This window comes from Azospirillum sp. Marseille-Q6669, from assembly GCF_965111635.1.
Genome location: NZ_CBCOOP010000005.1, coordinates 236755 through 256329 on the forward strand (window position 1 = coordinate 236755; position 19575 = coordinate 256329).

Annotated in this window: 19 protein-coding genes; 3 read left to right on the top strand and 16 right to left on the bottom strand. The window is 68.3% G+C overall.

The genetic code is table 11. The features are described 5' to 3' along the window. Positions 1–17: 17 nt before the first annotated feature. On the bottom strand, positions 18–1007 hold the full coding sequence (locus tag ACWPXE_RS26390; protein ID WP_237904630.1) for a 2-hydroxyacid dehydrogenase: 990 nt from the start codon (positions 1005–1007) through the stop codon (positions 18–20). Between the two features lie 231 nt (positions 1008–1238). Here ACWPXE_RS26390 and ACWPXE_RS26395 point away from each other — a divergent pair, with 231 nt between their 5' ends. Then, on the top strand, positions 1239–1793 hold the full coding sequence (locus tag ACWPXE_RS26395; protein ID WP_454020214.1) for an SH3 domain-containing protein: 555 nt from the start codon (positions 1239–1241) through the stop codon (positions 1791–1793). Positions 1794–1809: 16 nt separating this feature from the next. On the opposite strand, the gene ACWPXE_RS26400 is transcribed toward ACWPXE_RS26395, so the two are convergent. The 5 genes from ACWPXE_RS26400 to ACWPXE_RS26420 all read right to left on the bottom strand — a co-directional run bounded on the left by ACWPXE_RS26400 (position 1810) and on the right by ACWPXE_RS26420 (position 5965). Further along, positions 1810–2403, bottom strand: coding sequence for a DUF3501 family protein (locus ACWPXE_RS26400; RefSeq protein WP_454020215.1), 594 nt, complete (start codon positions 2401–2403; stop codon positions 1810–1812). After that, entirely contained in the window at positions 2400–2819 is a 420-nt protein-coding gene (locus ACWPXE_RS26405; RefSeq protein WP_014238831.1) for a rubrerythrin family protein, read from the bottom strand. The genes ACWPXE_RS26400 and ACWPXE_RS26405 overlap by 4 nt, the downstream gene beginning before the upstream one ends. 200 nt (positions 2820–3019) lie before the next feature. After that, the gene (gene irrA / locus ACWPXE_RS26410; RefSeq protein WP_114860375.1) at positions 3020–3451 is read right to left on the bottom strand and encodes an iron response transcriptional regulator IrrA; all 432 of its coding nucleotides are present in this window, start codon (positions 3449–3451) and stop codon (positions 3020–3022) included. A gap of 137 nt (positions 3452–3588) precedes the next feature. Continuing rightward, positions 3589–4986, bottom strand: a complete 1398-nt coding sequence (locus ACWPXE_RS26415) for an NAD(P)H-dependent flavin oxidoreductase (RefSeq protein ID WP_247883177.1) — start codon at positions 4984–4986, stop codon at positions 3589–3591. 229 nt (positions 4987–5215) lie between these two features. Continuing rightward, on the bottom strand, positions 5216–5965 hold the full coding sequence (locus ACWPXE_RS26420) for a glycerophosphoryl diester phosphodiesterase (protein WP_454020216.1): 750 nt from the start codon (positions 5963–5965) through the stop codon (positions 5216–5218). A gap of 65 nt (positions 5966–6030) precedes the next feature. Between ACWPXE_RS26420 and ACWPXE_RS26425 the strand changes: the two genes are divergently transcribed. Beyond that, positions 6031–7065 (top strand): lysine-2,3-aminomutase-like protein, encoded by a 1035-nt coding sequence (locus tag ACWPXE_RS26425; protein WP_454020217.1) that lies wholly within the window; start codon positions 6031–6033, stop codon positions 7063–7065. Here ACWPXE_RS26425 and ACWPXE_RS26430 read toward each other — a convergent pair whose 3' ends face one another. Beyond that, positions 7066–7620 (bottom strand): TspO/MBR family protein, encoded by a 555-nt coding sequence (locus ACWPXE_RS26430; RefSeq protein WP_454020218.1) that lies wholly within the window; start codon positions 7618–7620, stop codon positions 7066–7068. 125 nt (positions 7621–7745) lie between these two features. On the opposite strand from ACWPXE_RS26430, the gene ypfJ reads away from it, so the two are divergent. After that, entirely contained in the window at positions 7746–8639 is an 894-nt protein-coding gene (gene ypfJ, locus ACWPXE_RS26435; RefSeq protein ID WP_454020219.1) for a KPN_02809 family neutral zinc metallopeptidase, read from the top strand. Positions 8640–8650: 11 nt separating this feature from the next. Here ypfJ and ACWPXE_RS26440 read toward each other — a convergent pair whose 3' ends face one another. The 9 genes from ACWPXE_RS26440 to nusA all read right to left on the bottom strand — a co-directional run bounded on the left by ACWPXE_RS26440 (position 8651) and on the right by nusA (position 19556). Further along, entirely contained in the window at positions 8651–9163 is a 513-nt protein-coding gene (locus ACWPXE_RS26440; RefSeq protein ID WP_454020220.1) for a hypothetical protein, read from the bottom strand. Between the two features lie 62 nt (positions 9164–9225). After that, positions 9226–9987 carry a class I SAM-dependent methyltransferase gene (locus tag ACWPXE_RS26445; protein WP_454020221.1) on the bottom strand — a complete coding sequence of 254 codons (762 nt, stop codon included), beginning with the start codon at positions 9985–9987 and terminating at the stop codon, positions 9226–9228. 195 nt (positions 9988–10182) lie between these two features. After that, positions 10183–12303 carry a polyribonucleotide nucleotidyltransferase gene (gene pnp / locus ACWPXE_RS26450; protein ID WP_454020222.1) on the bottom strand — a complete coding sequence of 707 codons (2121 nt, stop codon included), beginning with the start codon at positions 12301–12303 and terminating at the stop codon, positions 10183–10185. A gap of 296 nt (positions 12304–12599) precedes the next feature. Then, a complete protein-coding gene (rpsO, locus tag ACWPXE_RS26455; RefSeq protein WP_035670129.1) occupies positions 12600–12869 on the bottom strand; it encodes a 30S ribosomal protein S15 in 270 nt (89 codons plus the stop codon). A gap of 15 nt (positions 12870–12884) precedes the next feature. Beyond that, positions 12885–13823 carry a tRNA pseudouridine(55) synthase TruB gene (truB, locus tag ACWPXE_RS26460; protein WP_454020223.1) on the bottom strand — a complete coding sequence of 313 codons (939 nt, stop codon included), beginning with the start codon at positions 13821–13823 and terminating at the stop codon, positions 12885–12887. Then, positions 13813–14391, bottom strand: coding sequence for a 30S ribosome-binding factor RbfA (gene rbfA, locus ACWPXE_RS26465; protein ID WP_454020224.1), 579 nt, complete (start codon positions 14389–14391; stop codon positions 13813–13815). Before rbfA ends, truB begins: the two co-directional genes overlap by 11 nt. Before the next feature lie 129 nt (positions 14392–14520). Next, positions 14521–17256: a translation initiation factor IF-2 gene (infB, locus tag ACWPXE_RS26470; RefSeq protein ID WP_237904617.1), complete on the bottom strand. Its 2736-nt coding sequence runs from the start codon at positions 17254–17256 to the stop codon at positions 14521–14523. 14 nt (positions 17257–17270) lie between these two features. Beyond that, positions 17271–17990, bottom strand: coding sequence for an RNA-binding protein (locus ACWPXE_RS26475; protein ID WP_454020225.1), 720 nt, complete (start codon positions 17988–17990; stop codon positions 17271–17273). A gap of 30 nt (positions 17991–18020) precedes the next feature. Beyond that, positions 18021–19556 carry a transcription termination factor NusA gene (gene nusA / locus ACWPXE_RS26480; RefSeq protein ID WP_454020226.1) on the bottom strand — a complete coding sequence of 512 codons (1536 nt, stop codon included), beginning with the start codon at positions 19554–19556 and terminating at the stop codon, positions 18021–18023. Positions 19557–19575: the final 19 nt, after the last annotated feature.

Below are 19575 nucleotides of genomic sequence, written 5' to 3' on the forward strand. Positions count from 1 at the left end.
CTCTCCAGCACTCAGCCTTACAGCAGCGTTTCCAGGACGCGGTCGGGTGGGGCATGGCCGTCCGCGAAGGTCTTGATGTTGATGATGACCTTCTCGCCCATGTCGATGCGGCCCTCGATGGTGGCGGAGCCCATGTGCGGCAGCAGGACCACGTTGTCGAGCCGCAGCAGCTTCGGGTTCACCGCCGGCTCATGCTCGAACACGTCCAGGCCGGCGCCAGCGATCTCGCCCTTCGACAGCATCCGGGTCAGCGCCGTCTCGTCGATGACCTCGCCGCGCGAGGTGTTGACGATGAAGCAGTGCGGGCGCAACAGCTTCAGCCGGCGCTCCGACAGCAGGTGGTAGGTCGCCGGGGTGTGCGGGCAGTTGATGGACACCACGTCCATGCGCGCCAGCATCTGGTCCAGGCTGTCCCAATAGGTCGCCTCAAGCTCCTGCTCGACGTCCGGATAGACGCGGCGGCGGTTGTGATAGTGGATCGACATGCCGAAGGCCCGCGCCCGGCGCGCCAGCGCCTGCCCGATGCGGCCCATGCCGAGGATGCCCAGCCGCTTGCCCTGGATGCGGTGGCCGAGCATCGTCGTCGGCCCCCAACCCTTCCACTGGCCGGAGCGGACCAGCCGCTCGCCCTCCGCCAGCCGGCGGCCGACCGCCAGCAGCAGGGCCATGGTCATGTCCGCCGTATCCTCGGTCAGGACGCCCGGCGTGTTGGTGACGCTGATGCCGCGCTCCCGCGCCGCCTTCAGATCGATGTGGTCCACGCCCGTCCCGAAGGAGGCGATGAGGCGGAGCTGCGGCCCGGCCTTCTCGATCACCTCGCGGTCGATCCGGTCGGTGACGGTGGGAACCAGCACGTCGGCCGTCTGCGCCACGTCGATGAGCTGCGCGTGGGTCAAGGGTTCGTCGTCGGAATTCAGCCGTGCGTCGAACAGCTCCATCATCCGCGTCTCGATGACGTCGGGCAATTTGCGGGTGACGACGACGAGCGGCTTCTTCTTTTCGGTCATTGGACGGTGCCTCCCCCATTCCGGGCCGACGCTTGTCCTATCAAGCGGTTGGGAAGCTGTCCAGATGGCAGTGACGATTCGGCGCGGCGGCCAGCCTGATGAGCCGCCCCGCCATGTGACAAGAACCGACGTTGCACGCCCGCCCGCGCCTTGCGCTTGCTCCTGGCGGCTACCCCTAATTATAGTGCCTCCGACTCAAATCCTTCCGATCTCCACAGCACGGGGCTGCCGGTGTTGCCGTTGCCGACGACGTCTGCCATCCGCCGCGCTCTCGCCGTTCTGGCGCTGGCCGTCGCAGCCCTGGCGCCGGTCACGCCATCCACCGCCGACGCGTCGGAAGGCGGACGGCGCGAAAAGGACCCGACCCACGCCTCGGGTCTGCCGATCCCCCGTTTCGTGTCGCTGCGCTCGGGCGAGGTGAACGCGCGCACCGGCCCCAACGTGCGCTACCCCATTGAATGGGTGTTCACCCGCAAGGAAATGCCGGTGGAGATCACCCAGGAATTCGACACCTGGCGCCGCATCCGCGATTGGGAAGGCAGCGAGGGCTGGGTGCATCAGAGCATGCTGTCGGGCAAGCGCAGCATCGTCATCACCGGCGACATCCGCAGCGTCCGCAAGGAGCCGCGCGGCGACGCCGCCGTCGTGGCCCGCGCCCAGCCTGGAGTGATCGGCTGGCTGCGCAAATGCAAAGGCGAGTGGTGCGAGGTGGACCTGAAAGGCTATCGCGGCTGGATGAGCCGCGGGGAGTTCTGGGGCGCCTACAAGGACGAGACGTTCGAGTAAGGGAGCACAGCGCCCTCTACCTGAAATCTTCCGCAAGCTCCGCCCGCACCGCCTCCGGCATCACCGCCATGTGGCCGTACCGGGGATGGCCGATACCGAGGATCACCTCCGTCCCGGGGGTGCGGAAGGCGGCGATCTGCTCCGGCATGAAGTCGAAATGCAGGAAATGGACGGCGGACGCCTTGCCGGCCTCGTTCGTGCGCTCCACGTCCTCCTCCGGCCGGCCGGTCACCGTGTGGCCGGCAAAGCGCAGCGTCACCGTCCGCTCCACCCCGCCCAGCCGGCCAAGTTCGGCGGCGCGGCGCGCCGGATCGGCAATCTCGAACATCACGGTGGCGACCAGTTCCGTCCCCTGGGGAATCAGCCCGTTGTAGGCGCGCAGCTCGCCGTCGATCTGTGCCTCGCCGCCCCGCTCGATGAACAGCATCTCGTGGACCTGCTGCCACATCGTCTCGTAATTCTCGAAATGGATGAGGGCGTAGGGACCGACCGCGACGCGGCGCCTCTTCTTCACGGCGACCAGCGCGCTGCGGCGGGCGGCGCGTTCGAAGGCATAGCGGTCCAGGGGAAGAATGTCGGCGCGGGTGATCGCGGTCCGGCGTGCCGTCATGACGACAGCTGGTCCAGCATCCTCTGGAACCGCCCGGCGTGGCTCCGCTCGGCCTTGGCCAGTGTTTCGAACCAGTCCGCGACCTCCTCGAAGCCTTCCTCGCGGGCGGTGCGGGCCATGCCAGGGTACATGTCGGTGTATTCGTGGGTCTCGCCGGCGATGGCGGCCTTCAGGTTGCTCACCGTGTCGCCGATGGGCAGGCCGGTGATCGGGTCGCCGGCCTCCTCCAGGAATTCCAGGTGGCCGTGGGCGTGGCCGGTTTCGCCCTCCGCGGTGGAGCGGAAGACGGCGGCGACCTCGTTGTGGCCTTCCACGTCGGCCTTCTGGGCGAAATAGAGATAGCGGCGGTTGGCCTGGCTCTCACCCGCGAAGGCCGCCTTGAGGTTCTGCTCGGTCTTCGTGCCCTTCAGCGACATGGCGGCGTTCTCCAGACGGGGTTCCTGTCCGGCCCGGCCGCGCGCGGGCGTGGGGCCTCCGGCGGCCGAGCCTCGGCTACGGCTTATGCCATTGCTCCCAAAACGCGTCAATGTTCCGGAAATTCCCCGAAGACCCGGTCGGGAGACGGATTTTTTCCGGAGACGGCCATCGGCCGCCTGTCCTTCAGCGGTCCTTGCCCTCAGCGCTCCTCGCCCTGCTCCGCGCTCAGCCGGACGATCACGTCCACCCGGGCGATGCGCGTGCCCGGCGGGGCCGGCGGCAGATGCTGCACCACCACGTCGTCGCCGGGGATGTCCTCCAGCCGGCCCGTCCCTTCCAGGAAGAAGTGGTGATGGTCGCTGGTGTTGGTGTCGAAGTAGGACTTGCCCGCCTCCACCACCACCTCACGCAGCAGGCCGGCGGCGGTGAACTGGTTCAGCGTGTTGTAGACCGTGGCCAGCGACACCCGAAGGTCCGCCCCCATGGCCTCGGTGTGGAGCTGCTCGGCGGTGACGTGGCGGTGTTCCCCTTCGAACAGCAGGCGGGCCAGACCCAGACGCTGGCGCGTCGGGCGGAAGCCTGCCGTCTGCAGGCGATCGAGGGCGCGCTTGAAGGGTCGGGTGCCGGTCATCGTCGTCTGTTCGCCGTGGTTCAGGTCACAAAGTCGAAACGCGAAACGGACCGCGGCGATCTGCCGCAGCCCGCTCACTTTAGAACGATTTCAGGTCAGGGGGCAAGCGCCCCCCGCAAAGCCGCGGGCCGCCGGCGTCAGTAGCCGGTGGCGATCCGCTCGACCAGCTGCTTCACGGTCGGGATGAACCCGTCCTTGTAGTAGGGGTCCGACGCGAAGCGGAAGGCGTTGTGACCGGCGAACATGAGCTGGTTTTCGCAGTCGTCGGTGTGGCTGACCGCCTGCAGGGTCTTCTGGATGCAATAGGACCGCGGATCGGCGCGCTTGCCGTTCGTGCCTTCCTCGTTCTGCGCCCAGTTGGAGAAGTTGCAGGCCGACAGGCAGCCCATGCAGTCCACCTGATCGCGGTGGATGCGCTCCGCCTGCTCCGGCGTGACGAAGATGACCGTGCTGTCCGGCGTCTTCAGGCCGCTGGTGAAGCCTTGGGACAGCCAGCCCTCGGCGCGGGCCTTGTCCGTCTCGGTCACATAGACCGGGCGGCCGCGCGGGCCCAGCGGCAGCTCGGCGGAATGCTCGCCCACCGGCTTGGGCAGATAGGCCACCTGACGCTCCGAGCGGGCCATCAGGTCCATCAGGAACGGGTTCTTGACGGCGGAGGAGTAGAAGCCCGTCGGCGAGAAGCGGTTCAGGAAGACGTCGCCTTCCTTCAGCGTCAGCAGGCGGTGCTTCCAGGCGTTGGAGATCGGGCTTTCCTGGGTCAGCAGCGGGCGCGTGCCGAACTGGAAGGCCACCGGGCCGAGGTCGGGGTTGTCGATCCAGTCTTCCCAATCCGACAGCCACCAGACGCCGCCTGCCATCACGATGGGGGTGTCGTTCAGGCCGAAGCTGTTCAGCATCTGGCGCAGCGCCAGGACACGGGGGAACGGATCCTCCGGCTTCAGCGGGTCTTCGGAGTTGGACAGGCCGTTGTGACCGCCGGCCAGCCACGGGTCCTCGTAGACCACGCCGCCCAGGTTCTCACGGAACTTGTGGTAGGCGCGCAGCCACAGGGCGCGGAAGGCGCGGGCCGAGGAGACGATGGGGTAGTAGTGCACGCCGTAGTGCACGGCGATCTCCGCCACGCGGTAGGGCATGCCGGCGCCGCAGGTGACGCCGTGGATCAGGCCCTGGGAGCCTTCCAGCACGCCGTGCAGGATGTGCTCGGCGCCGCCCATTTCCCACAGGACGTTCATGTGGATGCGGCCTTGGCCGTTCGACGCCTCGTGCGCGATGCGCGCCTGCGCGATGCCGCCCTGGATGCCGAACTTGATCAGCTCGTCGTGACGCTCGCGACGGGTTTTGCCGTGATAGACCTGCGGCAGGAGATTCCCGTTCTCGTCGTAGCTGTCGGCGTTCACGCCCGAGAATGTTCCGATACCCCCGGCCGCCGCCCAGGCGCCCGAGCTTTCCCCGTTGGAGACGGCAATTCCCTTGCCACCCTCGACGAGCGGCAGAACCTCCCGGCCAGACATCAGCAACGGCTTAAGCGCCTTCAACGAAACCTCCAAGACCATGAGAGCGCCCGCGTGCGGGCACCCGGACAGCGCGACCCGAAAGACGACGAAAAACGCCGCCGGGAGTCGTGCCCCCGACGGCCCATGCCGCCATGAGCGATCTATATATGAGGAAATTTCCGTGCGGACGAGCGGATTCGCGGTGTTAGAAAAAAATCTGTCACAGCGACATGTCCCCAAGCGTCAACCGGTGGTCCCTGGGAGAACCGCTTCACGGGGACGTCCCGGCGGCCAGCTCCGCCGCCAGCCGGCCAGGCGCGTCGGTGAAGAGTCCGGCCACACCCCAGTCGAACAGCGCCCGCGCCCGCGCCGCGTCGTTGACCGTGTAGGCCAGAACCGGACGCCCGGTGGCGCGGTAGGCGGCGACGCTCTCCGCCGTCTGGCGATCCTGATGGACGTTCAGCGTGGCCGCGCCGATGCGGTCGGCGATGGCCGCCCAGTCGGCGGGAGGGTCCCACAGCAGGTAACCGCGCGGAATCTCCGGCGCCCGGTCGCGCGCCACCTCCAGGCAGGGCACCTCGAAGCTGGACACCAACAGGGGCAGGCCGCCGGGCCACAGCCGCTTCAACAGCTCCAGCGCGGCTTCCGCTGTCGGCACCTCCTGGCCGGGATAGGGTTTGATCTCCAGATTCAGGCCCAGGCCCAACTTGCGGATCACGCCCAGCGCCTCCTCCAGGGTCGGCACCGTTTCGCCGGCGAAACGGGCGTCGAACCAGGAACCGGCGTCCAGCGCCTTCAGCTCTGCCAGGGTCAGGTCCGGCACCGGCCCGGCGCCGTTGGTGGTGCGCTCCAGCGTGTCGTCGTGGATCAGCACCGGCACGCGGTCGCGGGTGAGCATCACGTCCACCTCGACCCAGGCGGCGCCCTGGCGGGCGGCCTCGCGCAGGCTGGCGAGCGTGTTTTCCGGCGCGCTTTCCTTGGCGCCGCGGTGGCCGATCAGACGGGGAAGAGTCGACAGCATGGGTCCTGCAGGAGTAAGAGCGGGCCTCTCATACTAGGCGCAAAGCGGCGGATCGGGAACGAGCGATGAAGGCAGCCCACAGCGTGACCGATCTGGTGGCCGCCGGGCTGATGACGCCCGCGGCGGGCGAGGCCGTGGCCGCCGTGGCCGACCGCTACGCCATCGCCCTGACCCCGTACCTGCTGGAAACGCTGGCGGACGCCGCGCCCGGCGATCCCCTGTACGCGCAGTACGTCCCTTCCCCCGAGGAGGCGTACACCGCGCCGGAGGAGCGCGAGGACCCCATCGGCGACGTCGCGCGCAGCCCGGTGAAGGGCATTGTCCACCGCTACCCCGACCGGGTCCTGCTGAAGCCGCTGCACGCCTGCGCGGTCTATTGCCGCTTCTGCTTCCGGCGGGAAATGGTCGGCCCGGGCGGCGAGGCCCTGTCGCCCGAGGAGCTGGACGCCGCCCTGGCGTACGTGCGTACGCATCCCGAGGTGTGGGAGGTGGTGGTGACCGGCGGCGATCCGCTGCTGCTGTCGCCGCGGCGTCTGTCCCACATCGTCCGCAGCCTGTCCGACATTCCCCATGTCGGGGTGGTCCGGCTGCACACCCGCATCCCCGTCGCCGACCCGGCGCGCGTCACGGCGGAGCTTGTGGAGGCGCTGAAGGCGCCGGACGTGGCGACCTGGATGGCCGTCCACGTCAACCACGCCAGCGAGTTGACGGAGGAGGCGCGCGGCGCTATCGCCCGTCTGGCCGACGCCGGCATTCCCCTGCTGGGCCAGAGCGTGCTGCTCAAGGGCATCAACGACGACGCGGCGGCGCTGGAGGCGCTGTTCCGGGGATTGGTGCGCAACCGGATCAAACCCTATTATCTGCACCATCCCGACCTCGCCGCCGGCACCAGCCATTTCCGCCCGACCCTGGCCGAGGGGCAGGCGCTGGTGAAGGGACTGCGCGGGCGCGTCTCCGGCCTCTGCCAGCCGACCTATGTGCTGGACATCCCCGGCGGGCACGGCAAGGCCCCCGCCGCACCGGGCTGGGTGCGGCCGGACGGTGAGGACGGCTATCTCGCCGAGGATTTCACCGGGGCGACGCACCGCTACCGCGGCTGATCAGCGCGTTCCCAGTCCCGGCCCCAGCCCGAACAGCGGGTCGGGGTTGAGGACCACGCCATGGACGGCGACGATGGAGGCGAAGCCGGTCCACAGCACCAGCGGCAGCCAGCTCGCCGCGATGGCGCGGTCGTCCGGCCAAGCCAGCAGCACGCAGGTCGCGGCGATGATGAAGTAGGCCATGGTCCAGGCCGCCGCCAGGATCGGGCTGCCCATCGTGAAATAGGCGAAGCCGAAGCTGGCGTAGAGCAGCCACAGCGCCCCCTGCAAGCCGATCAGCGCCGGGCGCCAGCGGATTGTCCAGGGCGCGTTCAGCAGCCGCACGCAGCCCCAGAGCTGGATCAGGCTGATGCTGAACCAGACGACGGGAAAGGCCCAGCCCGGCGGCTGCAGCGGCGAGGGCTGATAGCCGGGAAACGGCTCCCCACCCCGCTCGAACACGCCATAGGTGTTGGTGAGCAGCCAGAAGACCAGAGCCTGCCACCAGTGCACGTGGAATGGCAGCGGGCCGGTGTCGGTTGCGGGTTCCGTCGGGACGAAGGAGCGGTGGTTCATGCCTTAGGAATTGGCACGGCCCCGCTTTCGGTCAAGCGCGTGGTTGACGCATCCGGCGGAGCGCCGGAACAGCCACGCCCTTTCGCTGGTTTTCCTCTCGCAATGCGTCGGGGGAGGATCGGGCGATGCGGTGGCAGGACGGTCGCGAGAGCGAGAATGTCGAGGATCGGCGCGGCACGCCCGGAAGCGGCGGCTTCCGCACGGGCGGGATCGGCATCCCCATAGGGCGCGGCGGCATCGGCATCGGCGGGCTGGCGGTGATCGTGGTGGTGTCGCTCCTGCTGGGCATCAACCCGCTGGACCTTCTGCAGGGCACCGTCCCGCAGGAGCAGGCCCGCACCGAACAATCCGACGCCCCGCGCGGCGGTGGCGACGACGAGCTGAAACGCTTCGTCTCCGTTGTTCTCGCCGACACGGAGGACACTTGGGCCGCCCAGTTCCAGCAAATCGGCCGCACCTACCAGGACCCGGCGCTGGTGCTGTTCTCCGGCACGGTGGATTCCGGCTGCGGCTTCGCCCAGGCGGCGATGGGTCCCTTCTACTGCCCGCAGGACCGCAAGGTGTACATCGACCTCAGCTTCTACCGCGACCTGCGCGACCGTTTCCGCGCGCCGGGAGACTTCGCCCAGGCCTATGTGATCGCCCACGAGGTCGGCCACCATGTGCAGAACCTGCTGGGCATCTCCGACCGGGTGCAGCAGGCCCAGCGGCAGGCCGGCTCCCAGGCCGACGCCAATGGGCTGTCGGTGCGGCTGGAGCTTCAGGCCGATTGCTTCGCCGGGCTGTGGGCCAACCACGCCAACCGCGAGCGCCAGATCATTGAGCCCGGCGACGTCGAGGAAGCCCTGACCGCCGCCAGCGCCATCGGCGACGACCGCTTGCAGAAGCAGTCCCGCGGCACCGTGACGCCGGACAGCTTCACCCACGGCAGTTCCGCCCAACGGGTGCAATGGTTCCGCAAAGGGCTGGAGCGGGGGGAATTGAACGCCTGCGACACGTTCGGGGCGGAGCGGCTGTAGCCCTCCTCAAATCATCCGGCGTCGGTCAGTTGCGCGGGCAGGCGGGAGCGCACCGGCTGGCGCCGGTCGATCACGCCGGCGACCGCCCCCGCCGCATCGCGCCGGATCTCGGCCAGAAGCACACCGTTGTCCGGCGCCTCCTCCGTGTCGCCGACCCGCGGGGAGGCCGCCAGATTCATGGTGGTTCCATCCTCGCCGACCGGCGCCGGGTCGGGGAAGAGCAGGTGGACGTAGCAGGAAGCAGACGAACCGCCGGGCACGGTCAGGGACGCGCCCTCGCCGGGCAGCACCAGGAAGCGCCCCATGGCGTCGAAGCCCGCACCGCTCCCGACCGTCACGCGGTCGCCGCCGCCGTGGGTCACCGCCAGCCCCTCCAGCACGCCGGGCGTATGGAGCAGCCGGTTCTGCAAGGCGTTCCAGTTCAGAAGGAACCGCTGTTCGAGCGTCATCAAGGCGCTCGTCAGGAACATGCCGTCGCCGTAATGCAGGCAACGGGTGGCGTCGGCAGGAATGGAAGCGGGCATCGCGGGTCACCGGGTCCGTGGAACGGGAAGTACCGATCGTGGAACAATCGGGGCACCGGCCATCACCCCGTCCCCCCGCCGATGAACAGCCCTTCCGGCGGCAGGAAGCGGCTGTGCAGGCGGAAGGACGGGAAGCCGGCGGGAAGCAGGTAATCGAAACCACCCCAATTCATCTCTCCCAGCGGCGCCGTGGCGCCTTGGCCGACCGGGAAGGGAAAAAAAGGGGCGACGGCGGTGAAGGGATCGGCTCCGTCCGCCGGATCGAGGTCGGCCCCGCTGCCCGCCCCCGTGCCGATGTCGCCGGCCAGGGCGGGGCGGTTGCGGACGATCAGGCTGAGATCCACCGTGTTGACGTAGCGCGCCTGTGCGCAGTCGAAACCGGCAAGCACCAGATTGTAGCAGAGAAGCCAGGCGTTCCAGCTCGTCACATGGCCGGCAACCATGCGGTCGGCCGGGTGGGTCGGGACGCTGATCGCCAGCACGCCGTCCGGAACAAGGCAGCGGCGCAGCTTTTCGAGAAAAGCACCGGGATTGCGCTGGTGTTCCAGCACATGGGAGCACCAGACCACATCGAAGGTCCGGTCGATGGCCGCATCCATGAAGTCGGTGCGAATGTCGGCGCTGCGGTGCAGATCGACCGTCACCACCTCCTTCCCGATGTGGCGCAGCAGGCGCGCGTGGTCGCCACCGCCCGATCCGACGTCCAGCACCGTGCGGAACTCATAGGAATCGACGAGGCGGAGAAGACCTTGCAGTCCCCAGTCGATCCGGAAGGACGGTCCATCCGGCGGAAAGACTGCGGTTTCGGAGGGCTGGTCGGGCATGGACAGGCACGCGTCCCGCAATGGTGGTGGTTCCACCTTGTAACACAGGGGACGGGAGCAGCCGAAGGCCGGACGCGATGAAGGAGCGAAGGAGGATTGGGGGCGGAAGCGTCCCACCCCCTCCCCGACCCTCCCCTGCTCGCGCAGGGGAGGGAGATGAGAAGCGTCGTTCCCGCTTGCGCGCGGGAAGACGGATCAGGCGGCGGGACCGTCCTTCTTGGTCAGGTCTTCGCCGGTGGCCTGATCGACCTGCTTCATCGACAGCTTGACCTTGCCGCGGTCGTCGAAGCCGATGACCTTCACCTTCACCGAGTCACCCTGCGACACCACGTCCGACACCTTGCCGACGCGCTGCTGCGCCAGCTCGGAGATGTGGACGAGGCCGTCGCGGGAGCCCAGGAAGTTCACGAACGCGCCGAAATCGACGACCTTCACGACCTTGCCGGTGTAGACCACGTTCATTTCCGGCTCGGCGACGATGCCCTTGATCCAGTCGATGGCGGCCTGGGCGGCCTTGGTGTCCACCGCGGCGACCTTGACCGTGCCGTCGTCCTCGATGTCGATCTTGGCGCCGGTCTGCTCCACGATCTCGCGGATCACCTTGCCGCCGGAGCCGATCACGTCGCGGATCTTCTCCTTCGGGATGTTGATCACGGTGATGCGCGGGGCGTTCTCGTTCACCGCGTCGCGGGCGCCGGTCAGGGCCTTGGACATCTCGCCCAGGATGTGCAGGCGGCCGTCCTTGGCCTGGCCCAGGGCGATCTTCATGATCTCCTCGGTGATCGAGGTGATCTTGATGTCCATCTGGAGCGCGGTGATGCCAGCGTCGGTGCCGGCCACCTTGAAGTCCATGTCGCCCAGGTGATCCTCGTCACCCAGGATGTCCGACAGGACCGCGAAGCCGTCGTCTTCCTTGATCAGGCCCATGGCGATGCCGGCCACCGGACGCGCCAGCGGAGCGCCGGCGTCCATCAGCGACAGCGAGGTGCCGCAAACCGTCGCCATCGACGACGAGCCGTTGGACTCGGTCACTTCCGACACCACGCGGAGCGTGTAGGGGAAGTCTTCCTTCTTCGGCAGCAGCGGGTGGATGGCGCGCCACGCCAGCTTGCCGTGGCCGATCTCGCGGCGGCCCGGCGAGCCCATGCGGCCGGCCTCGCCCACCGAGTACGGAGGGAAGTTGTAGTGGAGCATGAAGTGCTCCCGGTACTCGCCCTGCAGCGCGTCGATGATCTGCTCGTCCTGGCTGGTGCCCAGCGTGGTGACGACCAGGGCCTGCGTCTCGCCGCGGGTGAACAGCGCCGAACCATGGGCGCGCGGCAGCACGCCGACCTCCGACACGATCGGGCGGACCGTCTTGGTGTCGCGGCCGTCGATGCGGCGGCCGGTCTTCAGGACGGCGCCGCGCAGGATGTCGGCCTCCAGCTCCTTGAACTCGGTCACGATGGCCTGGGTCTCATGGGCCTCGGCCAGAGCCTCCAGCGCCTTCGCCTTGGCGGCGCCGATCTTCTCGTAGCGGACCTGCTTCACCGTCTCGGTGTAGGCGGCCTCCACGTCGGCGCCGACGGTCGCGCGCAGCTTCGCCTTCAGCGCGGCGCGGTCGTAGGCCGGCTCCGGCAGGTCCCACGGCTCCTTGGCGCACTCTTCGGCCAGATCGATGATGGCGTCGATGACCGGCTGGAAACCGCTGTGACCGAACATCACGGCGCCCAGCATGATCTCCTCGGACAGCTCCTTGGCTTCCGATTCGACCATCAGCACGCCGTCCTGGGTGCCGGCGACCACGAGGTCGAGCGCGGAACCGCCGACGGCGTCCATGGTCGGGTTCAGCACATACTGGCCGTCGACGTAGCCGACGCGGGCGGCGCCGATCGGACCGAGGAACGGGATGCCGGAGATCGTCAGCGCGGCCGAGGTGCCGACCATCGCGACGATGTCCGGATCGTTCTCCAGATCGTGGCTCAGCACGGTGCAGATGACCTGCGTCTCGTTGCGGAAGCCATCGGCGAACAGCGGACGGATGGGACGGTCGATCAGGCGGCTGACCAGCGTCTCCTTCTCCGTCGGGCGGCCTTCACGCTTGAAGAAGCCGCCGGGAATCTTGCCGGCTGCGAAGGACTTTTCCTGGTAATTGACCGTCAGCGGAAAGAAATCGACGCCCGGCTTCGGCGACTTGGCGCCGACGACCGTGCAGAGGACCGTGGTCTCACCATAGGTGACCAGCACCGCGCCGTCGGCCTGACGGGCGATCTTGCCCGTCTCGAACGTCAGCTTGCGTCCACCCCATTCGATTTCTTTGCGGAAAACTTTGAACATGGATTCTTCCTTCCATCCGACACCTAGGCCCGCCGGATTGCTGGCCTAAGCCGGGGTCATCGGTCGTCGGACCCCGCATGTGAAAACCCAACAAAGGGCAAAACCCGAAAAGGGCTAAAAAAATCAAACGGCCGGTCCCGGAAGGTCCGGGCCGGCCGTCTGACTAGAACATAGCTTCGCGAACAACCGAACGTCCCGACCGGCGCGACGCTCCCCGGTGCACCGGAACGCGGTGCGGCGGGTCGAGCGCAGATCGGGACGGATGTTCGGTCACCGGCACGGACGCCTTTTGGAAATCAGCGACGCAGGCCCAGACGCTCGATGAGCGTGGCGTAGCGGCTGTTGTCCTTCTTCTTGAGATAGTCGAGAAGACGGCGACGCTGGCCGACCATCACCAGCAGACCACGGCGGGAGTGGAAGTCCTTCTTGTGGCCCTGCAGGTGCTCGGTCAGGTTCCGGATGCGCTCGGACAGGATCGCGACCTGGACCTCGGGCGAACCGGTGTCGTTGGTGCCGCGCGAATAGTCCTTAATGAGTTCCTGCTTGCGATCGGGCGTGATCGACATCGGGGTCTCCATCGTTCATAGGTTGAGAACGCGCACCGGACGGACCTCCGCCCCCTCCACGCGCGCCAGCGCCACCGGCTTACCGCCGAAAAGCGCAATAACGGTGCCATCCCCACCAACATCGCCGCGCAGCGCCGTGAGGCGTTCGCGGTCCTGCCGGGTGAGGAGTGCCACCGTCTGGCCGTGCTTCAGTCGGTGCGCTTCCGCGTCCGTCAGGGCCAGCGCCGGGATGTCGTCCAGCGCGGTCTCGATCGGCAACAGAAGTCTTTCGACCGCGGCACCTTGCTCCATCGCGGTCAGATCGTCCAGGGAAATCGCCCCGTCCAGCGTGAAGGACCCGACGCGCAGGCGTCGCAGATCGCGGATGTGCCCCACCGTCCCCAACCGTTCGGCGAGGTCGCGGGCGATGGAGCGGACATAGGTGCCCTTGCCGCAATCCACCTCCAGAACCGCATGGTCGGCGTCCGGCGTCTCGATCAGTTCCAACCGGTCGATGCGCACGGTGCGCGGGGCGATGTCCACCACCTCGCCCTCGCGGGCGATGTCGTAAGCGCGCTCGCCGTTGATCTTGAGCGCGCAGTATTGCGGTGGAATCTGCTCGACGAAGCCCAGGAAAGCGGGCAGAGCGGCGCGGATCGCCTCGGCGTCGGGACGCGCCGCGGAGGTCTCCACCGCCGTTCCCTCGCGGTCGTCGGTGGTGGTGCGGGTGCCCCAGGCAACGGTGAAGCGGTAGGTCTTCTCGCCGTCCATGGCGTAGGACACGGTCTTGGTCGCCTCGCCCAGCGCGATGGGCAGTATGCCCGTGGCGATGGGGTCCAGCGTGCCGCCGTGCCCGGCCTTCTCCGCGTTCAGATGGCGGCGCACCTTGGACAGCGCCTGTGTCGAGGTCATCCCCGCCGGCTTGTCCAGCACGATCCAGCCGTGGATCGGCTCGCCCCTGCGCTTACGAGCCACGGCGCCCCTCGCCCTCGCCGCCGTTGCCCTCATCCCCGTCGTCTTCGTCCTCATCCTCGTCGTCGATGTCTTCATCGTCGTCGAGGTCGTCCGTCTCCTTCTCGTCCTCCTCGTCCCAGCCGTCGTCCTCGTCGTCATGGTCGTCGTCGCCGTTCACGCGGTCGGCGAGCGAGCGGTAGCCGACGTCGCGGGCGACCGCCGGGCTGTGCAGGATGTCGTCGATGCGACCGGCATAGTCGAAGGAGGTGTCGGCCTCGAAGCTCAGCGTCGGGGCGTGGCGCAGGTTGATGGCGCGGGCGACCTGGCCGCGCAGGAAGGGGGCGGCGCGGCGCAGGGCCGACAGCGTCTCGTCCATCGGGCCGCCGCCCAGCGGCGTGACGAAGGCGGTGGCGTTGCGCAGGTCCGGGCTGATCCGCACCTCGGTCACCGTGACGTTCAGTTCCGCCAGTTCGGGGTCGTGGAAGTCGCCGCGCCGGAACAGATCCGCCAGGGCGTGACGGATTTCCTCGCCGATGCGGAGCTGGCGCTGGGATGGCGGCTTTCCGGCCAGGTCGTGTTTCTTTCTCATGCTGTCGATCCCGAATGCGGTGCGGGAGGGGTCCGCCCCTCCGCGAAAACGCGACAAGGGCGCATGGGCGCCCTTGTCAACTGTAACGTCATCTGCGACCGGCCTGTGAGCCGGGGTGCGGCGGCGGGCTTACAGCTCGCGCGCCACCTCCTCGATCTCGAAGGCTTCGATGATGTCGCCGGCCAGGATGTTGTCGTAATTCTCGAAGGCCATACCGCACTCGTAACCCTCGCGCACTTCCTTGACCTCGTCCTTGAAGCGCTTGAGCGTCTTGAGCGTGCCCTCGTGAATGACGACGTTGTCGCGCAGCAGGCGGCAGCCGGCGCCGCGCTTGACGGTGCCCTGCGTGACCATACAACCGGCGACCTTGCCGACCTTGGTGATGTTGAACACCTCGCGGATCTCGGCGTAGCCGATGAAACGCTCGCGCAGGGTCGGCGACAGCATGCCGGTGAGGGCCGCCTTCACGTCGTCGATCACGTTGTAGATGATCGAGTAGTAGCGGATCTCGACGCTGTCGCGCTTGGCCATGTCGCGGGCCTGCGGGTTGGCGCGGACGTTGAAGCCGATGACCATCGCGTTGGAGGCGTTCGCCAGCGTGATGTCGGACTCGTTGATCGCACCCACCGACGCGTGCAGCACGCGGACCTTGACCTCGGTGTTCTCCGCCGTGAGCTTCTCCAGGGCGTTGGAGATCGCTTCGATGGAGCCCTGCACGTCGCCCTTGATGACGACCGGCAGTTCCTTGGCCTCGCCGGCCTGGATGCGGCTGAACATGTCCTGCAGCGAGCCGCGGGCCGACGCCGCGTTGGCGGCTTCGCGCTTCTTGCGCTGGCGGAACTCGGCGATCTCACGGGCGCGGGCTTCCGACTCGACGACGGTGAAGTCGTCGCCGGCGAGCGGCGTGCCGTTGAGGCCGAGCACCTCGACCGGGCTGGCCGGGGCGGCCTGTTCGACGCTCTGGCCGCGGTCGTTGACCAGGGCGCGGACGCGGCCCCACTCCGACCCGGTGACGAAGACGTCGCCGACCTTCAGCGTGCCGCGCTGGACCAGCACGGTGGCGACCGAACCGCGGCCGCGCTCCAGCTTGGCCTCGACCACGACGCCCTCGGCGGTGCGCTCCGGGTTGGCCTTCAGCTCGAGGATTTCCGCCTGCAGGAGGATGGCCTCCTCCAGCTTGTCCAGGTTGCGCTTGGCCTTGGCCGACACTTCCACGGTCTGGATGTCGCCGCCCAGTTCTTCCACGACCAGCTCGTGCTGGAGCAGTTCCTGGCGGACACGCTCCGGCTTGGCGTCGGGCAGGTCGATCTTGTTGATGGCGACGATGATCGGAACCTTCGCGGCCTTGGCGTGATGGATCGCCTCGATCGTCTGCGGCATGACGCCGTCGTTCGCCGCCACGACCAGCACCACCACGTCCGTGACGTTGGCGCCGCGGGCACGCATCTCGGTGAAGGCGGCGTGGCCCGGCGTGTCGATGAAGGTGATCTTCGCACCCGACTCCAGCTGCACCTGATAGGCGCCGATGTGCTGGGTGATGCCGCCGGCCTCACGGCTGACCACGTCGGTCTGGCGCAGGGCGTCGAGCAGCGATGTCTTGCCGTGGTCGACGTGACCCATGATCGTGACGACCGGGGGACGCGGCACCAGCGCCGTTTCCGCATCGTCGTTGAGGCGCAGGCCGACTTCGACGTCCGCCTCCGACACGCGGCGCACGCGGTGGCCGAACTCGGCGATGATCAACTCCGCCGTGTCGGCGTCGATTGTCTGGTTGATGGTGGCCATCACGCCCATGCGCATGAGCTGCTTGATCACGTCGGCGCCGCGTTCCGCCATGCGGTTCGCCAGCTCCTGGACGGTGATGACCTCGGGCAGCACGACGTCGCGGGTCACTTTCTGCGTCTCCTGACGGCTCATCTGACGGAGCCGCTCGCGCTCACGGGCACGGCGGACGGCGGCCAGCGAGCGCGTGCGCTCACCACCCTCGTCGCTGAGCGCCTGCGAGACGGTCATCTTGGAGCCCTTGCGGCGATCGGCGCCCGGAGCGGCCTTGCGGACCGGAGCCGGAGCCGGAGCCTTCTTGTTCCCGGGCTTGCCGCGGCGATCGTCCTCTTCCTCGCCGAAGCGCGGAGCGGCCGGAGCCCCCGGGCCACGGGCGGCCGGAGCCTCCGTGGTGGTGGCCGCGGTGCGCGCACCGGCGCCACCGGCGGCGGGACGGGCGCCCGCACCTTGCGGACGGGGCTGTTCGGTGTCCTTGCGCTTGGCCTCCTCGGCCCCCTTGCGCTTGGCTTCCTCTTCCTGGCGGCGGCGCTCGGCCTCCTGGGCCTTGGCGCGCTCCGCCTCCTCGATGCCGCGCAGCTCGGCCAACTCGCGCTGGCGCAGCGTCTCGGCGTCGAGAATCTCCGGCTCCGCCTCGGCCACCTGGACCGGCTGGGACGCCGCTTCCTCGGCGGCGCGGACGGCCTCCTCCGCGGCCAGGACGGCGGCCTCGGCCTCCTCCTCGGCGCGGCGGCGGTTGTCTTCGGCCGCCCCCTGCAGAGCGCGGATGCGCGCCTCGCGTTCCTGGTTGGTCAGTTGACGGACGGCGCCGCCACCACCGCCGCGCTGGCGCTGGCCCGGCACGCCCCGGACGGGGATGCCCTGGGCGGCTTGACGCGCGGCGGCGCCGCCGTCGGCCACGCCCGGCAGGGCGCCCTTCTCCACGGCCCGCTTACGCTTGACCTCCACGGTCACGGGCTTCGACCGGCCATGGGAGAAGCTCTGCCGGACCTGGGTCTCGACCGGCTTCTTCAGTTCCAGCTTCCCTTTGCCGGAGCCGGAGAGGTGCAAGACTTTCTTTTGGTCCTGGTCGTTGCTGTCGGTCATCGGTTCCCGAATGGTCAGACGTTGCTTACGTGGCCGGCCGGCGGAGAGCCGGCGACAAAGCCCTTGATACCCTTGAGACGCGCGGAGTCGCGAGCCAATCCCTTGGCCAGCTTCCCGCGCGCCACCACCGCGTGCACGGCATTTTCCCGTCCCAGGGCCGCGGCCATCGCCGCGGCGTCGAACAGGTCAACAACCGGCATATTCGGCGCCAGCGCTGTGATCTTGCCCCGCTGGTCGGGCGAACCGTCGCTGGCCTCGACCAGCAGATAGGGCGGTCCGGAGCGTCCGACCTGATTGGTCTTCAGCGCCTCGCGCACCTTTTCGTATCCGGCCAGAGCCTGCCCGGCCCGGCGCGCCAGCCCGAAGGCATCCAGGCACCGCCGCTCCAGCAGCTTCTCCAGCCGCTCCGCCAGATCGGGCGGGACGCGCACCGCGCGCCGCGCCGCCTTGGCGAACATGTTCTTGCCGATGGCCTTCGCAAAGGCCGCCTTGTCCCCCGACAGCCAGAGGCCGCGGCCCGGAAGCCGTTCCTCCAGATCAGGCACGATCTCGCCATCGGGTGATACCACGAAACGGATCATGCCGTCCTTCGGCTGCACGGTGCCGGTGGCGATGCAGCGGCGCAGCGGACCCTTTTCCAGGTCCGCCGGCAGCAGAGCCTCCCCTTCGGCCGCGAGGCCGTCCGGTTCACCGTCCGCCGGAGTCTGTTCGTTCCTGTCGCTCAGTCCAACCATCCGTACCGTTTGTGCGTCCTAAATCCCGGCTCAGCTCTGCGCCGCCTGGTCGTCGGGCGAGGGTTGCGCCGCGGTGGGCGCGCCTTCCTCGCCATCGAACCAATGGGCACGGGCGGCCATGATGATCTCGTTGGCCTCGTCTTCCGTCGGGGCCTCCTTGCCGAGGATGTCGCGCAGCTCGTCCGCGGCGAGGTCGGCGAGGTCGTCCATCGTCTTCACGCCGTTCTCACCCAGCTTCACCAGCAGGGTGGGGCTGAAGCCGGTGACTTCCGCCACCGCGTCCTCGACGCCGAGCACCTGGCGCTTCTCGGTCATGCGGACGTCCTGCTCGTCGAGGAAGTTGAGGGCGCGCTGCTTCAGCTCTTCCGCCACGTCCTCGTCGAAGCCCTCGATCTCGGCCAGCTCCTCGGTCTCGACATAGGCGATCTCCTCCACCGAGGTGAAGCCTTCGGCGACCAGGAGATGGGCGATCACATCGTCCACGTCCAGCGCGTCCATGAAGAGCTGCGAGCGGGTGCGGAACTCGTCCGACCGGCGCTCCGACTCCTCCTGCTCGGTCAGGATGTCGATGTCCCAGCCGGTGAGCTGGGTGGCGAGGCGCACGTTCTGGCCGCGGCGGCCGATGGCCAGCGACAGCTGGTCGTCGGGCACCACCACCTCGATGCGGCTGTTGTCCTCGTCCATCACGACCTTGGCGACCTCGGCCGGGGCCAGGGCGTTGACGATGAACGTCGCCGGCTCCTGGTTCCACTGGATGATGTCGATCTTCTCGCCCTGCAGCTCGCCGACGACCGCCTGGACGCGGCTGCCGCGCATGCCGACGCAGGCGCCGACCGGGTCGATGGAGCTGTCGTTGCTGATCACCGCGATCTTGGCGCGCGAGCCCGGATCGCGAGCGACCGCCTTGATCTCGATGATGCCGTCGTAGATCTCCGGCACTTCCTGTGCGAACAGCTTCGCCATGAACATCGGATGGGTGCGCGACAGGAAGATCTGCGGGCCGCGCGCTTCCTCGCGCACGTCGAAGATGTAGGCGCGCACGCGGTCGCCGTTCTTGAAGTGCTCGCGCGGCAGCAGCTCGTCGCGGCGCAGGATCGCTTCGGCGCGGCCCAGGTCGACGGTGACGTTGCCGTACTCGACGCGCTTGACCAGACCGTTGACGATCTCGCCGGTGCGGTCCTTGTATTCGTTGAACTGGCGCTTGCGCTCCGCGTCGCGCACCTTCTGGACGATGACCTGCTTGGCCGTTTGGGCGGCGATGCGGCCGAAGTCGATGGGCGGCAGCGGATCGACCAGGAAGTCGCCGACCTGGGCGCCGGGCTTGCGGCGCTGGGCGTAGGCGAGGGTCACCTGGGTCGCCTCGTTCTCCACCGCCTCGACCACCTCCAGGTGGCGGGTCAGGTGGATGTCGCCCGTCTTGCGGTCGATGCGGGCGCGGATGTCGTGCTCGTGGCCGTACTTGGAGCGCCCGGCCTTCTGAATCGCCTGCTCCATCGCCTCCAGGACCTCGTCCCGGTCGATGTTCTTTTCGCGGGCAACCGCGTCAGCGACTTGCAGCAGTTCCATCCGTCACACTTCCTGGACT